At 68.6% G+C, this 15,077-nt stretch carries 9 protein-coding genes and 6 pseudogenes; 8 read left to right on the forward strand and 7 right to left on the reverse strand.

Going from position 1 to position 15,077, the window contains the following annotated elements:
* Positions 1-37: 37 nt before the first annotated feature.
* Positions 38-1,681 (reverse strand): acyl-CoA synthetase, encoded by a 1,644-nt coding sequence (locus tag SSPN_RS0133620; protein WP_010313670.1) that lies wholly within the window; start codon positions 1,679-1,681, stop codon positions 38-40.
* A 162-nt stretch (positions 1,682-1,843) separates the two neighbouring features.
* Between SSPN_RS0133620 and SSPN_RS0133625 the strand changes: the two genes are divergently transcribed.
* Positions 1,844-2,647 (forward strand): crotonase/enoyl-CoA hydratase family protein, encoded by an 804-nt coding sequence (locus SSPN_RS0133625; RefSeq protein WP_010313672.1) that lies wholly within the window; start codon positions 1,844-1,846, stop codon positions 2,645-2,647.
* 726 nt (positions 2,648-3,373) lie between these two features.
* Here the strand turns inward: SSPN_RS0133625 and SSPN_RS0133630 are convergent.
* The gene (locus tag SSPN_RS0133630; RefSeq protein ID WP_010313674.1) at positions 3,374-4,423 is read right to left on the reverse strand and encodes an LLM class F420-dependent oxidoreductase; all 1,050 of its coding nucleotides are present in this window, start codon (positions 4,421-4,423) and stop codon (positions 3,374-3,376) included.
* Positions 4,424-4,575: 152 nt separating this feature from the next.
* On the opposite strand from SSPN_RS0133630, the pseudogene SSPN_RS60785 reads away from it, so the two are divergent.
* The 5 genes and pseudogenes from SSPN_RS60785 to SSPN_RS0133650 form a co-directional block, all read left to right on the forward strand.
* Positions 4,576-4,951, forward strand: a pseudogene (locus SSPN_RS60785) (Zn-ribbon domain-containing OB-fold protein); the annotation flags it as partial.
* A gap of 254 nt (positions 4,952-5,205) precedes the next feature.
* A pseudogene (locus tag SSPN_RS55755) lies at positions 5,206-5,540 on the forward strand (lipid-transfer protein); the annotation flags it as partial.
* A pseudogene (locus SSPN_RS0133640) lies at positions 5,537-5,905 on the forward strand (thiolase C-terminal domain-containing protein); the annotation flags it as partial. The pseudogenes SSPN_RS55755 and SSPN_RS0133640, both read left to right, overlap by 4 nt.
* Complete coding sequence (locus tag SSPN_RS0133645; protein WP_010313678.1) at positions 5,902-6,771, forward strand: TIGR03619 family F420-dependent LLM class oxidoreductase; 870 nt, start codon at positions 5,902-5,904, stop codon at positions 6,769-6,771. The pseudogene SSPN_RS0133640 and the gene SSPN_RS0133645, both read left to right, overlap by 4 nt.
* A gap of 254 nt (positions 6,772-7,025) precedes the next feature.
* Positions 7,026-7,478 carry a nuclear transport factor 2 family protein gene (locus tag SSPN_RS0133650; RefSeq protein ID WP_010313679.1) on the forward strand — a complete coding sequence of 151 codons (453 nt, stop codon included), beginning with the start codon at positions 7,026-7,028 and terminating at the stop codon, positions 7,476-7,478.
* Between the two features lie 149 nt (positions 7,479-7,627).
* Here the strand turns inward: SSPN_RS0133650 and SSPN_RS0133655 are convergent, their stop codons facing one another.
* Complete coding sequence (locus SSPN_RS0133655) at positions 7,628-8,854, reverse strand: cytochrome P450 (protein ID WP_010313680.1); 1,227 nt, start codon at positions 8,852-8,854, stop codon at positions 7,628-7,630.
* A 207-nt stretch (positions 8,855-9,061) separates the two neighbouring features.
* Here SSPN_RS0133655 and SSPN_RS47050 point away from each other — a divergent pair.
* Positions 9,062-10,196 (forward strand): annotated as a pseudogene (locus SSPN_RS47050) (steroid 3-ketoacyl-CoA thiolase).
* A 308-nt stretch (positions 10,197-10,504) separates the two neighbouring features.
* Here the strand turns inward: SSPN_RS47050 and SSPN_RS47055 are convergent.
* From SSPN_RS47055 to SSPN_RS0133675, 3 genes and pseudogenes are all read right to left on the reverse strand, one after another.
* Positions 10,505-10,933, reverse strand: coding sequence for a flavin reductase family protein (locus SSPN_RS47055; RefSeq protein WP_237710920.1), 429 nt, complete (start codon positions 10,931-10,933; stop codon positions 10,505-10,507).
* 203 nt (positions 10,934-11,136) lie between these two features.
* Positions 11,137-11,268, reverse strand: a pseudogene (locus tag SSPN_RS55760) (2,3-dihydroxybiphenyl 1,2-dioxygenase); the annotation flags it as partial.
* A 154-nt stretch (positions 11,269-11,422) separates the two neighbouring features.
* Positions 11,423-12,790: an FAD-binding oxidoreductase gene (locus SSPN_RS0133675; protein WP_010313684.1), complete on the reverse strand. Its 1,368-nt coding sequence runs from the start codon at positions 12,788-12,790 to the stop codon at positions 11,423-11,425.
* Between the two features lie 63 nt (positions 12,791-12,853).
* Here SSPN_RS0133675 and SSPN_RS0133680 point away from each other — a divergent pair, with 63 nt between their 5' ends.
* Positions 12,854-13,828, forward strand: coding sequence for a helix-turn-helix transcriptional regulator (locus tag SSPN_RS0133680; RefSeq protein WP_029535991.1), 975 nt, complete (start codon positions 12,854-12,856; stop codon positions 13,826-13,828).
* 349 nt (positions 13,829-14,177) lie between these two features.
* Here the strand turns inward: SSPN_RS0133680 and SSPN_RS47060 are convergent.
* Positions 14,178-14,980 (reverse strand): annotated as a pseudogene (locus tag SSPN_RS47060) (thiolase family protein); the annotation flags it as partial.
* Between the last annotated feature and the right edge of the window lie 97 nt (positions 14,981-15,077).

The raw sequence follows: 15,077 nt of genomic DNA on the forward strand, positions 1-15,077 counted from the left end.
GCCAAGCGCCTTCGGCGCCTAAAGGGAGGAACGGAGCTCAGCCGGGTTCGGCGGCGGTCTCGCGCCGCGACGGCTCGCGCACGTCGGTCGGCTCGTGCGTCTCGGTGTGCCGCTTCGCCCAGGCGTAGTCCGGTTTTCCGCTGGGTGAGCGGGTGACCTCGTCCACCAGCCACAAACTGCGCGGCACCTTGTAGCCGGCGATCCACTCCCGGACGTGCGCGTCGAGGTCGGCGAGTCCCGGGGTCGAGCCCGCCCGAGGCTGCACCACGGCCGCGACCCGCTGGCCGAGGCGCTCATCGGGCACCCCGACGACCAGCGCGTCGAACACGTCCGGGTGCGACTTGAGCGCGGCCTCGACCTCGTCCGGGAAGACCTTCTCGCCGCCGGTGTTGATCGACACCGAGCCGCGGCCCAGCATCGTGACGGTGCCGTCGTCCTCGATCCGCGCGTAGTCGCCCGGCGCGACGTAGCGCTTGCCGTCGATCTCCCGGAACACCGAGCGGGACTTCTCCTCGTCCTTGTAGTAGCCCAGCGGCAGGTTTCCGGTGCGCGCCAGCCACCCGATCTCGCCGGGCAGCGCGAAGCTGCCATCGTCCCGGATCACCGTGGTGAAGGCGTCCGCGTTGACCCTCGGCCCGCCGGTCTGCGCGTTGTCGCGGCCGATGACGCCGATTCCGCTGAACCCGGTCTCCGACGAGCCGATCGAGTCAGTAATCATCACGTTGGGCAGCGCGTCGAGGTATTGGCGCTGCACCGACGGCGAGAAGAGCGCGGCGCTGCTGGAAATCACGACCAGCGACGAGGCGTCGTAGCCGCCCTCATGTAAGGCCTCGATGAGCGGTCTGGCCATCGCATCGCCCACGATCGCCAGCACGTCGACCCGCTCCCGCTCGATCGTGCGCCACACCTCGTGCGCGTCGAACTGCGGCACGAAAACCACGGTGCTGCAAGCGAAGAGGTTGCCGAAGCTCGCCCACTGCGCGGCGCCGTGGATGAACGGTGCGGCGGCCAGCCAGATCAGGCCACCGCTTTCGGCACCGGTGCGAGCCTGCTGCCACTCGTCGCGCATCGCTTCGCCGGTCATGAAGTCGATGCCGCCGCCGAGCACCCGCCACACGTCCTCGTGACGCCACATCACGCCCTTGGGCATGCCGGTGGTGCCGCCGGTGTAAAGCAGGTAGAGGTCGTCGGCGCTGCGCTCGGGGAAGTCCCGTTCGGCGGATTGACCGGTCAAGGCCGACTCGTACTCGACACCGCCATACCCAGTGCAATCGGCGTCGGTGCCGTCCTCGATGACAAGGACCTCGCGCAGTTGCGGGAAATCCGGCCGGACCTTGGCCACGTGGTCGCTGTAGCGGCGTTCGTGCACCAGCGCGGCGAGGTCGGCGTCGTCGAAGATGTAGCGCAATTCGTTCGGCACGTAGCGGAAGTTGATGTTGATGGGCACCGCGCGGACCTTGTAAGCCGCTAGCATGGTCTCCAGCGCCTCGACGGAATTGCGGGAGTAGACCCCGATGTGCGAGCCCGGCCCGAGCCCGCGGGCCGTGAGGTGGTGCGCCAGCCGGTTGGCCCGCTGGTCCAACTGGGCGAAGGTCAGGCGACGTTCGCCGCAGACCACGGCGACGCGATCGGGTACCAGATCGACGGCGTGCTCAAAGAGATCTGCGATGTTGTATGCCACCCCGTGAAACTAGAACGTGTTATCGTCCTCGGCAAGAATCCGGAAAGCCGAATCACAATTCGCGTTGGTGACGATCCGTCGCGGCGCAACGCTGGCGAGGTCGGTTTACTGCCGCAGATCCCGCGACGCAAGCAGTGTTATCCACCCAGTGGAAGGGTTTCCATGACGTCGGCAACAGAGGTCGTCGAGCAACCGCACTGCCTGGTCGAACGGCGCGGCGCGGTGCTCGTGGTGACGATGAACCGACCCGAGGTCCGCAACGCCCTGTCCGGGCCGATGCTGGAAATCATGCGGCAGGCCTGGGACCAGGTGGACCGCGACGACGACATCCGGGCGTGCGTGCTGACGGGCGCGGGCGGCGCGTTCTCCGTCGGCGCGGACCTGAAGGCGATGACGCAGGCCCACCCCGGCGACACCTCGCGCGGTATGGACATGTCCGTGATCGAGCCCCTGCTCAAGGGCCGCCGCCTCACGAAGCCGCTGATCGCGGCGGTGGAAGGACCCGCGGTGGCGGGCGGCACGGAGATCCTGCAGGCGACCGACATCCGCGTGGCGGGCAAGAGCGCGCGGTTCGGCGTGTCGGAGGCCCGGTGGGGCCTGTTCCCGCTGGGCGGCTCGGCGGTCCGGCTGCCGCGCCAGATCCCCTACACCGTCGCGGCCGACATCCTGCTGACCGGCAGGCACATCTTCGCGCCGGAAGCGAAGGACCTCGGCCTGATCGGCCACGTGGTTCCCGACGGCCAAGCCCTGGACAAAGCCCTGGAGCTGGCGGATCTGATCGCCGCCAACGGCCCCCTCGCGGTTGGGGCGATCCTCCGGACGATGCGGGAAACCGAGGGCATGCCGGAGAACGAGGCGTTCACTGTGGACGCTCGGCTAGGCATGGAGGTCTTCTCCAGCGAGGACGCCAAGGAAGGCCCCCTCGCCTTCGCCGAGAAGCGCAAACCCCGATTCCGAGGACGCTGACACCGCAGCTCAGGACTCGTGAGCACTTTTGGTTGCTATAGAGGCGGTTTGGGAAATCGCGGATGCCGGAGACAGGTGAGCCGGAGAAGATCCGGGAACACCTACGTCGGGTCGGAGCGCAGGCACAACCGGTTCCGTGAAGTCCGCATCGTGGTACACCCGGTGCGCAGCCCGCGCCCACCGAGGCCACCGAGGCCACCGAGGCCACCGCAATCCATACACCCACATCCGCAGCACACCAGAGCGAAGCTGCCGCCCGCAGCGGCGCTCGAAACTCGCTGCGTACGCAAGCCGCCACACCACACCGGCCGCCACCAGACCACCGGCCGCGATGACCAGGGACACCCAGTCCCACGCCCAGTACCACACGCCACCCACGACACGGTCAGCAGCATTGCCGGGTGCCGCAGCAGCCACCCCGCCAGCGCGAAAGCCATCGTCACGCCGCACAATTCGGTCGATGCATTGCTGCCCGCCATCATCCGAGCTGCCAGACACGCCGCCGAACCTTGGACGGGAAACCACTGCGAAGCGCCGACGCGACGCTGACCAGTGCTTACGGTCTCGCGCGCTTCACCTTCACAGCGCGCGATCACCGCAGCCCGCCTCGGCGGGGAGGGAGGCCCAAGCCGACAGCCCGACCAGGCAAAAGCCCTGCATAACGGCAGGGCAACAAAAGACTATCCACTATGGCTACCAAAAGGAATCACCCCAAATGAGAACTCGTTACAAATCTCCGGCAAGCCCCAATGCCTCCGCGACGCCCCGGACGTGCCCGGCTTCGCGACAGCCCACCAGCAACGTGTCCACCCCCGCCTTCTCCCACTCCCGCACCCGGTTCCGCACCGCATCGGCGTCACCGATGATCGCGATGTCGTCGACCATCTCGTCCGGCACGGCCGCGACCGCGTCCTCCCGACGCCCGGCCGCGAACAGCCGCACGACGTCGTCGACGGCAGGTCCGTAGTCCATCCGGCGGAAGAGCTCGGCGTGGAAGTTCATGCCCGGCGCACCCATCCCGCCGATGTAGAGCGCCAGCGACGGCTTCAGCCGCGCCCGCTCGGCCGCCGGGTCGTCGGTGACGACCACCTGGCAGCTGGCCGCGATCTCGAACTCGTCGCGGCTGCGGCGGGCGCCCGGCCGCGCGAACCCCTCGCCCAGCCAGTCCGCATACATCCCGGCGATGCGCGGCGAGTAGTACACCGCCAGCCACCCGTCGGCGATCTCGGCGGTCTGGGCGACGTTGCGCGGGCCTTCGGCACCCAGCCAGATCGGCAGGTCGGCGCGCAGCGGATGGGTGATCGGGCGCAGCGACTTGCCCAGCCCGAGCGAGCCCCGTCCGTCGTAGGGCAACGGGTGGTGCGGTCCGTCGTTGCGCACCGGAGCCTCGCGGGCCAGCACCTGGCGCACGATCGAGACGTATTCCCGCGTCCGCGCAAGGGGTTTCGCGAATGGCTCGCCGTACCAGCCTTCGACGACCTGCGGGCCGGAAACGCCGAGCCCCAGCACGCAGCGCCCGCCGGAGAGGTGGTCGAGGGTCAGCGCGTGCATCGCGCACGAAGCCGGCGAACGCGCCGAGATCTGCGCGACGGACGTGCCCAGCCGCATCCGGCTCGTGCGGGAACCCCACCAGGCCAGCGGCGTGAACGCGTCCGATCCCCAGGACTCCGCCGCGAAAATCCCATCGAACTTGACGCGCTCGGCTTCGATAACGAGTTCTTCCGCGTTCGGCGGCGGGGTCGCTCCCCAGTAGCCGAGTTGCAGCCCGATCCTCATCAGCGAACCTCCTCGTCCGGCCATGCGACACCTCCGGTCATGGTGCCCGGATAATGCTCCAAAATCGAGAACATGTTTCACTTCAGGGCGTGACTGGGCTCTCCGAACCACTCAGCGCACCGCTCGAAATCGGCTTCGCCTAGACGCGTTCCCTGGGCCCGGTGCACGGCCGGTTCGCCACCGCGCTGCGCGCCCGACGCATCGTCGGGGTGCGCGGCAGCGACGGCCGGGTGCACGTGCCGCCGGTCGAATACGACCCGGACACCGCCGCCGTTCTCGACGAGTTCGTGCCGGTCGGACCGCACGGCACCGTCGTCAGCTGGTCGTGGTTGCCGAGCCCGCTGGAAGGCCAGGCCGCTGCAACGCCCGTTCGCCTGGGCATTCGTGCGTCTCGACGGGCGGACACGCCCTTGCTACACGCCGTCGACGTTCCTTCACCAGGGCAGATCCGCACCGGGATGCGGGTGCAGGCGCGCTGGGCCGAGGAACGCGCCAAGGGCATCCGCGACATCGCCTGCTTCCAACCGGAATCCGACGTCGCTACTGGGCACGACGAGCCGGGCACCGAACCCGTCACGATGTTGACGACCCCGGTACACCTGAGCTACCAGCGCTCGGCATCGCCCGAGGAGAGCCGGTCCGGGATCGCAGACTCATGGACGTCTAATGCAAAGCGCCGGGGCTGTCCTCCAGAGAAGCCCCGGAGAACCCGCGGGTGGTCGACTTGCGAAGGTGGGCTGAGCGGCTTCGCCGCTGCAAAGACAAACTCCGAGGAATCCGTCGTGACAGACGTAGCCGTCATCGGGTTCGCGCAGGCACCGAACGTGCGCGCCACCCACGGGACCACCAACGGCGTCGAGGTGCTGGTGCCGATCTTCCGCGCCGACACCGGGCTCGCCAAGGACGACACCGGGTTCTGGTGCTCGGGATCGTCGGATTACCTGGCGGGGCGGGCGTTCTCGTTCATCGCGGCGGTCGACGCCATCGGCGCGTTCCCTCCGATCAACGAGTCGCACGTGGAGATGGACGCGGCCTGGGCCTGTACGAGGCGTAGGTGAAGATCCGCACCAACGAGGTCGACACGGCGCTGGTGTACGGCTTCGGGAAGTCCTCGGCGGCATCACCGATCCGTTGTCCGAAGTGGACATCGCGGAGAGCTGGGTGCCGTTCTCCTGGTTCGAGCCGATGTGGCTGGAGAACCTCGGATTCGCGGCGACCGGCCAGGGCTGGAGGCGCACCGAGGCCGGGGAAACCGCGCTGGGCGGGCGATTGCCGGTCAACCCCTCCGGCGGAGTGCTGTCGTCGAACCGGATCGGCGCGTCCGGGCTGCTACGGTTCACCGAGGCGGCTATGCAGGTGACCAGCAAACCGGGTGAGCACCAGGTGGCCAGTGCCCGCACCGCCCTGAGCCACGCCTACGGCGGTGGCTCGCAGTACTTCTCGATGTGGGTCGTGGGCGCGAAGAGACCGGGGGAACGATGAAGTTCACGCTGTCCGTCGCGATGAGCCCGCTGGACCAGCTCACCGAGCTGGCCCGCGCCGCCGAGGAATGCGGCTACGCCTCGATCGCCCTGCCGGACTCGCTGTTCTACTCGGAGCAGGTCTCGGCGGAATACCCGTACACCCCAGACGGCTCCCGGATGTGGACCGCGGAAACTCCGTGGGTGGATCCGCTGGTCGCCGCCGCGGCAATGGGCTCGGTGACCTCGCGCCTGCGGTTCTACACCTCGGTGCTCAAGCTGGGGCCGCGCAATCCAGTGCTGCTGGCGCGCCAGCTGGCGTCGGTGGCGGTGCTCACCGGCGACCGGTTCGGCCTGGGCATCGGGCTCGGCTGGGCGCCGGAGGAGTTCGAGTGGTGCGGCGCGCCATACGCGAAGCGCGGCGCACGGGTGGACGAGGCGATCGAGGTCCTGAGGCTGATCCTCGGCGGCGGAATGGTCGAGCACCACGGGGAGTTCTTCGACTTCGACCGCTTGCAGATGAGCCCTGCCCCGAGCCAGCCGGTGCCGATCTACATCGGCGGCCACACCAAAGCGGCGCTGCGCCGAGCGGCCCGGGTGGGCGACGGCTGGGCGTCGGCGATGATGGGCATCGACGAACTGCGGACCACCATCGACCAGCTGACCGAGCTGCGCTCCTCTTACGGGCGAGCTGGCGAGCCGTTCGAGATCCAGGCGGTGTGCGTGGACAGCTTCGGCGTGGACGGCTACCGCGAGCAGGCCGAAATCGGCGTGACGGACGCGATCGTGGTCCCGTGGCTGCTCGACGGCCACGGCTTCGACGCAGACCTGGCGACGAAGCAGGCTTCGATCGCGAAGTTCTCGGAGACAGTGATCGAAAACGTTTGACCGGCAACCGAATTCCCCGAGAAACAGCACTGCACCACCGCATGGAGAACATGCGTGAGCAGAAAAACGCGGAGTTGGCGCGACCACAACCTGGACGTTGACGAACTTCCCGAGAACTAGCCACTTCCCAAGAACTAACCGCCGCGCGGCACCGATGCAGACACGCCGTCGGGAACACGGCCGGGCTAGGACTTGGCGCAGTTTCACCGAGAATTCGTCCACGGACCAGGACTTCGGGATCAGGAGGACAGGACATGAACGGTGACGGCAAGGGCGTGCACTGGGCGGCGAGCCGTGAGCCGCACCCGGCTCGCGACGCGGCACTGGCGTCGATGAGCGCGGTGACGCGCGGTGCCAAGGACGAGTGGGTGGCGCTATTCGCGCCGGACGGCGTCGTGGAAGACCCGGTCGGCCCGTCGCTCTTCGACCCCGAAGGCCGGGGCCACCACGGCCACGACGGCATCGCCGCCTTCTGGGACCTGGCGATAGCCCAGGCCGACCGCATCGAGTTCCACATCCACGACTCGTTCACCGCCGGCCGCGAAGTCGCCAACGTCGGCCGGATCACGACGTTCCTCCCGGACGGCAACGCGATGGACGCCGAAGGGGTCTTCGTCTACCGCGTGGACGAAGCCGGCCTGATCCGCTCGATGCGCGCCTTCTGGGAATTCGACCGGGCAATGGCCACCCTGCGCCCGGCCCGATGATCCCTTCGAGCAGAAGACCACCCGAGATCCCAGTTGCTCGCTCACGGGCGCTCGCTCGCTCCGTCCCCGCCCGCGATTCCATTAAAATCGGAGGTCCGATTTCAATGGAATCGCGCGACATCGCACCGGATCGGGCGTACTTCCGCCGATCAGGTGTACTGAACCTGGACTTCCTTGATGCCGTTGAGCCAGCCGGAGCGGAGGCGGCGAGGTTCGCCGATCCGCGTGATGTCCGGCATGTGGTTGGCGATCGCGTTGAAGATCAGGTCGATCTCCAGGCGGGCCAGGTTCGCGCCGAGGCAGTAGTGCGCGCCGGTGCCGCCGAACCCGACGTGCGGGTTCGGGTCGCGGGTGATGTCGAAGCGCTCCGGCTCGTCGAAGACCTCGGGGTCGAAGTTTGCGGAGCTGTAGAACATGCCGACCCGCTGGCCCCGCTTGATCTCGACGCCGCCGAGTTCGACGTCCTCCGTCGCGGTGCGCTGGAAAGCCACCACCGGGGTCGCCCACCGGACGATCTCGTCCGCCGTCGTCGCCGGGCGCTGCTCCTTGTAGAGCTCCCACTGCTCCGGGTTGTCCAGGAACGCGAGCATTCCGTGGGTGATGGCGTTGCGGGTGGTCTCGTTGCCCGCCACCGCCAGCAGGATCACGAAGAACCCGAACTCGTCCGCGGTCAGCGCGTTGCCGTCGATGTCGGCCTGGACCAGCTTGGTCACGATGTCGTCCATCGGGCAGCCGCGGCGCTCCTCGGCCATGTTGGTGAAGTAGCCGAGCATCTCGGCGGCGGCGACCTCCGGCTGGACGCCGTACTCCGGGTCGTCGTAGCCGATCATCTGGTTCGACCAGTCGAAGATCTCCTTGCGGTGCTCTTGCGGGAGCCCGAGCAGTTCCGCGATGGCCTGCAGCGGGAGCTCGCAGGCCACGTCGGTGACGAAGTCGCCGCTGCCGCGCTCGCGGGCCTCGGTGGCGATCCGCTGCGCACGGTCCCGCAGCGCCGATTCCAGGCTGTTGATGGCCCGCGGGGTGAAGCCGCGCTGCACGATCTTGCGCAGCTTGGTGTGCTGCGGCGGGTCGATGTTGAGCATGATGAAGCGCTGCAGCTCGATCTGCTCGCGGGTCATGCTCTCGTTGAACCGGATGACGGCGGTGTTCTCCCAGCTGGAGAACACGTCGCTGCGCCGGGATACCTCTTTGACGTCGGCGTGCCGGCTGATCACCCAGTAGCCGCCGTCGTCGAACCCGCTCCGACGGTCGGGCTGCCGGTTCCACCACACCGGCGCGGTGCGGCGCAGTTCGGCGAACTCGGCCAGCGGCAGCCGTTCGGCGAGCAGGTCGGGATCGGTGAAGTCGAAGCCCTCCGGAATGCGCGGTGCGACCACGGCAACCTCCTACAGCGACGCGTTATCCGACCGGATAAATGGAACGAGTTCTAAGCAAGAGAACCACACTTCCAAGGTTCAGTAAACCCCTGTAACTATCGTTGAATCGAGTGAAAAGCAACATGTTTGATCAAATTTGATTGGCACGCCTGTTTGCGAGTCAGAACATGTTCTACTTTCGGTTCGGCCTATCAGGAGAAGGTCCAGGTGGGCAATCCGGTGATCGTGGGAACGGTCCGCACCCCGATCGGCAAGCACTGCGGCCGGCTTGCGGGACTGCACGCCGCCGAGATCCTCGGCGCGGCGCAACGCGGCCTGCTCGACCGCGCGGGCATCCGCGCCGCCGAGGTCAACCCGCTGATCGGCGGTTGCGTGACCCAAGCCGGCGAGCAATCGAACAACCTCGTACGCACGGCGTGGCTGCACTACGGCCTGCGCCACCAGGTCGGGTGCACCACCGTAGACGCGCATTGCGGATCGGCGCAGCAGGCCACGCACCTCATCGCGGGCCTGATCGCCGCGGACGCGGTGCGGGTGGGCATCTCCTGCGGTGTCGAGGCAATGAGCCGCGTGCCGCTGCGCAGCAACCTCGGCGCGGGCGTGGGCATGCCGCGACAGGAGTCGTGGGACATCGACCTGCCGAACCAGTACGAGCCCGCCGACCGCATCGCCGCGCGTCGCGGGATCAGCCGCGTCGACCTGGACGCCTTCGGGCTGCGCTCCCAGGACCGCGCAGGCGGCGTGGCGCGGGGGCCGCTTCGACGGCGAGATCGTCCCGGTCCACGTCCCCGATGCCGATCCGGTGACCCGCGACGAGGGCCTGCGGGAGCCCAGCATGCAGGAGCTTGGTGGCCTGAAACCCGTTCTGGAGAACGGGATGCACACCGCCGGGACGTCGTCGCAGATCTCCGACGGCACGGCGGCCATGCTGCTGGCCGACGCCGACCGGGCCGCCGAACTCGGCCAGCGCCCCGCGCCCGGACCATCGCGCAGTGCCTTGGCCGACGGCGAACCGTACTACCACCTGGACGGCCCGGTGCAGGCCATGCAGCGGATTCTGGAGCTCAGCGGGATGAAGCTCGGGGACATCGACCTCTTCGAAGTCAACGAGGCGTTCGCCTCGGTGGTGCTGTCGTGGGCCGCGGTGCACGAACCCGACCCGGACCGGGTCAACGTCAACGGCGGCGCGATAGTGCTGGGCCACCCGGTGGACAACACAGGAGCCCGCCTGATCACCACCGCCCTGCACGAGCTGGAACGCCGCGACGCGACGACGGCCCTGACCACGATGTGCGTGGGAGGAGCGCTGGCCACGGGCACGATCATCGAACGCCTCCGCTGAACGCACCGTGACCCGTGCGCACTTTCAGGCGCTATGGGAACCGTTTTGGAATGCGCTGGTAGAAGCGAACGGACCGTTCATGCCACCTACCGACCCAAACAGGCCGTTCGCCCCACACCAACAACTTTCACCACAACACCGGTGGATCCGGGCCTATTGACGCAAACAGGCCGTTCGCTCCACGCCGGTTGGCGGTGCGGAACCGGACCGCTCCCGCTGGGGCTGCTAGCGGAACCTCCAGGCAGAAGGAAATCCCAAACAGTCCCTGCAGCGCCCAGAAGTACTTGCGGGCCCTGATCAGCCGGCGGTTACAGCCAATCGTCCGGGTGGATCGTGGTGAGAAAGGCGTCCAAGTCCGTTGGCGGGGATTCCGGCGTCGGGCTGAGACCGGCGTAGGTGCCCCGGTAGAAGAGCAGCGGGGCGGCCGCCGTAGTTTCGCCCAGGGATTGGACCCGACCGATGGCGATGTAGTGGTCGCCTGCTTCGTGCACCGCCAAGACGTTGCAGTCGATCCAGGTCAGAGCTCCGTCGAGGTGGGTGCACCGGGCGGGACGATGCCAGCGGACGGGACCGGATGCCAGCGGACGGGACCGGGTGCCAGCGGACGCCGGCGAACTTGTCGTCGCCGTTTCGGCCGAACACCGTGCTGACGGGCTGCTGTGACTTCGCGAGGACGTTGGCGCAACCGCCCCGTGCGCTCCAGTACCGGCCAGGCCCGGGACGTTCAGGACGGACAGAACAGCACCAGAGGCAGGTCCAGGGACGGTGCCGCGAACGACTGGCAGGCGAAGCCCACCGGCCGCTCGCCCTCCAACCCCGTCACGACCGTCACCCCGGTGCAGAAGGTGCCCGAGCACCCGCCGGAACTCCGCCGGCTCGGGGGTGAGGGGCACCCGCGTCACGGCAACTCGGGCACGGGTGCCTTTCACCTGGTCTCCGGTCATGAGCTCGCGGCGACGCTGAAGTCGTGGCCCCACAGGCTGACTGCTGTGCTCTCGCGGGCGATCCAGTCCTCGTCGTCGACCTGCCTGCCGTCGCAGCCGAACTCGACGTCGAAGCCGCCGGGCGTCTTCGCCGACGGCATCGTCCTGGCCTGCCAATCCCTCCCGGTCACCGACGAAATCCACATCACCTACGAATGATCCGGTCGGGCACGGGGGTGAAGGCCAACTTCGACCGGCTGCGCCAGCCGAAGGCGCCCATCCCCCGGAACATCCGCCGACGGATCAGGGCGCCGGCGGGATGTTGTGGTTGAGGCGAAAGAGATTCTTCGGGTCGCGGGTCGCCTTCAGGACCGCGAGGCGGTTGTAATCGGCGGGCTCGTAGGCCTCGCGGACTTTAGCGGTGTTGGCGCTGCCGCCCGCGAGGAAGTTGAGGTTGCGACCGCCGGTCGACCAGGGGGACATCTCGCGCAGGACACGGCTCTGGAGCTCGCGGGCCGCGTCGACCGTCGCGTCGTCGACCTTCGAATTGACGCCGAAGACGTACGGCGCGTCCCGGTGTCCAACGCAATTGTCGGCTGGCCGGGACACCGCTCCGCCGAGGTGGCGGACCTCCACCACGCACCGTTGCGGAGCGTCCGGGCCGACCAGGTCGAGGAGAGTCTTGATCGCCAAGTCGTCGAAGTCGCGCAGCATGGAGTTGTCCGTGACGTACGGCATCGGGCGGACCGGGTCGTTGCAGATCGAATCCACCTCCCGGTACGGCATCTCGCGCACCGAGTCGATCAGCGTCGGCCCGACCGCGCGCAGCGGCTCGACCAACTGCTCCCCGGCCGCCGGGTCGCCGGCGTAAGCGATGCGCACGTGCACCACGTGGCGACCGCGCAGCGGCTCCGGCAGGGCCGGGGTGTCCGGGAACGGCACCAGGGCGACCGATGACGTCATCTCGTCGGGCAGGTCGCGGGTCCACACCTGCCAGGCCCGCAGCAAATCCCCGATCAGGTGCGCGTCGAAGTACAGCGCCCCGCCGTAGAGGTGCGACACCGGCATCAGGTCGACCTCCATGCCGGTCACCACCCCGAAGTTGCCGCCCGCCCCGCGCAGCGCCCAGAACAGCTCGGGATCAGATTCGGCGGTGACGCGACGCAACTGCCCATCGGCGGTGACGACCTCGATGCTCCGCACGTGGTCGGCGGCGTAGCCGTAGCGCCGCGAGAGGTGCCCGAGGCCGCCGCCGAGGGTGTAGGACACGGCTCCGACGTGCGGCGCACCACCAGACAGCGGCGCCAACCCGAACTCCGCCGCGGCCTCGACAACCTGACCCCACCGCACGCCCGCGGCGAACCACGCGGCGCGCCGCTCGGCGTCGATCCGGACCTCCGACATGCGGCCGGTCGTGATCAGCACTCCGCCCTTGACCTCAGCCGCGACACCGTGACCGGTGCTCAGCACCGCGATCGGGAGGTCGCGCGCCGCCGCGAACCCGATCGCGGCTTTCACGTCGTCCCCGTCAACCGCGGCCACCACGACCTGCGGTCGGCGTTGGCCGAAGGTCTGGAACCCAGAGCGTTCGGTGTCGTAGTCGGCATCGCCCGGCAGGAGCACCGGTCCTTGCACGAGGTCGGTCAGTGCGGCGAATTCGTTCGGAGCCATGCCGAGAACGCTAACTCGCCTTGAGGACAGATCTTGTCCTCAAGGTGTGGGATTCTGGAGAACATGACGACGACGCTCCCCGCTCGGTTGCTCCGCTTGTTGTCGCTGTTGCAGGGTCGGCGGGAGTGGTCCGGGGCCGAACTCGCGGACCGGCTGGAGGTCACCGGCCGCACCGTGCGCCGCGACATCGACCGGCTCCGCGAACTCGGCTATCCCGTCGAAAGCACCACCGGCACCGCGGGCGGATACCGGCTGGCCTCGGGCAAGAACCTGCCGCCGCTGCTGCTTGACGACGACGAAGCGGTCGCGGTGGCGGCCGGGCTGCTCACCGCAGCCAGCGGAAGCGTGACCGGCATCGAGGAGAGCTCGATCCGCGCGCTGGCCAAGCTGGAGCGGGTGCTCCCGGCCCGGCTGCGCGGCCGGGTGAGCGCCGTCGCGGGCGCAACGGTGCCCGTGCCGGTGCGCGAGGGACCGCGGGTCGACGCCGGGACTCTGGCGGTCGTCGCGGCGGCTTGCCGGGACCACGAGATTCTGTCCTTCGACTACGAAAAGCGGGGCGGCGCAACGGAATCCCGCCGCGTCGAACCGCACAGCATGATCGCGGTGCGCGGCCTGTGGTACTTGATCGCCTTCGACCCCGAACGCGACGACTGGCGCACCTTTCGGGTCGACCGCCTGGACCAGCCGCTGGCCACCGGTCGCCGCTTCGACCCGCGACCGCTACCGGCCGAAAGCCCCGCCGACTACCTGCGCCGCTCGATCATCGACGCGCCCTACCAATACGCCGCTCGGGTCACGGTGCAGGCCTCCGCGGCAACCGTGCGTGAGCACCTGCACCCGTTGCTGCCGAGCAGGGTCACCACGATCGACGACGGCAGCTGCACCGTCCAGCTCGGCGAGGACACGCTGCCCGCGATCACCCGCCGCGTGCTCGACCTCGCGGTCCTGGACGCCGACTTCAGCATCGACGCCCCGGACGACCTGCGCGATCACCTGCGATCCCGACTCCGGGGATTACTCGACGCCCTGAACGGTTAAACCGGGGTCGAGCGCATCCGGGAGAACCGCAACGCCACTGCCCGTGACCACTCCGCGTGCCCGAATTTCCCCCGGGAAGCCGACCGTCTGCACCTTTTCTTCGACGCGATCTCGGCCGACGTGAACTCCTAGAGTACGAAGAGCGGGAGCGAACCATGAGTGTCGGCGTGTTCCGGGCCAAGTCAGCGCAATTCGGCGGCCAGGTCACGCTCCGACTCAGACCCCCGCACATCACCAGAATGGACGAATGTCCGCAAGGCGGCTGCCACGCCCCGGTGCCGAGGCAGGGCGGTGGCGGCCGCATCTGCATCAAGTGCGGCGCGTCCTGCTGACACCGCATCGTGGCCCTCTCCGGCAACGCGGCCAGGTCTTCCCGGTAGTAGCTGGTCATGGTGAACTGGTCGGCGCCGCTGCCCTGGGCCGCCGCCACCACGGCCGGCGAGTGCCGCAGGTCCGCGGCCCGGTCCCGGCTCGTCACCACGATCGCCACCCCGCCGTCGCTTTCCTGGCAGCAGTCCAGCAACCGCAGCGGCTCGGTGACCCAGCGCGACGCCTGGTGATCGGCCAGGGTGGTCGGCCGCTGGTAGAACCAGGCGTTGGGACTGGTCGCGGCGCACTTTCGGTCGGCCACCGCGACGCGGCCGAAGTCTTCGCTGGTCGCGCCGTAGGTGTGCAGGTAGCGGCGGGCGAACATCGCGACCTGCGTGCCGGGCGTGGCCACCGACCGGGTAGGACCAGCTGTTGTCCAGCCCCGCCGAGGTCGGCGTGCCTGCTGCCGCCGCCTGCACCTGCCCGAACCGGCGCCCGGACCGCTCGTTGAACGCCCGCTAGCAGACCACGACGTCGGCCGTGCCGGTGGCGACAGCCATGTGGCGGTCTGCTGCACAGTCGCGCAGGCCGCGCCGTCGCCGTAGTGGATGCGGCTGAAGAAGGTCAGCTCGGGATGCCCAGTTCCCTGACGACGGCGGTTTCGGTGTTGTTGTCCATGTTGAAGGTCACCAGACCATCCACATCGGACGGTTCCAGCCCGGCGTCCGCGAGGGCGGCCCGAACGGCCTCGGCGGCCAGTTGCGGTTCGCTGCGCCCGGATCCCTTGAAGAACTCCGTCGCACCGATCCCGACGATCGCCGCGCTGCCCGAAATCGTGCTCACCGCGCGACCTCCGGCAACGCCGCCCGAACCGTGCCGCTGACGTGCTACGAAGGTCGGCGATACCTCGATGCGCTCCTCCGGCAGCGCATCGCCGATG

This window comes from Saccharopolyspora spinosa NRRL 18395, assembly GCF_000194155.1.
Classification (GTDB): Bacteria; Actinomycetota; Actinomycetes; order Mycobacteriales; family Pseudonocardiaceae; genus Saccharopolyspora; species Saccharopolyspora spinosa.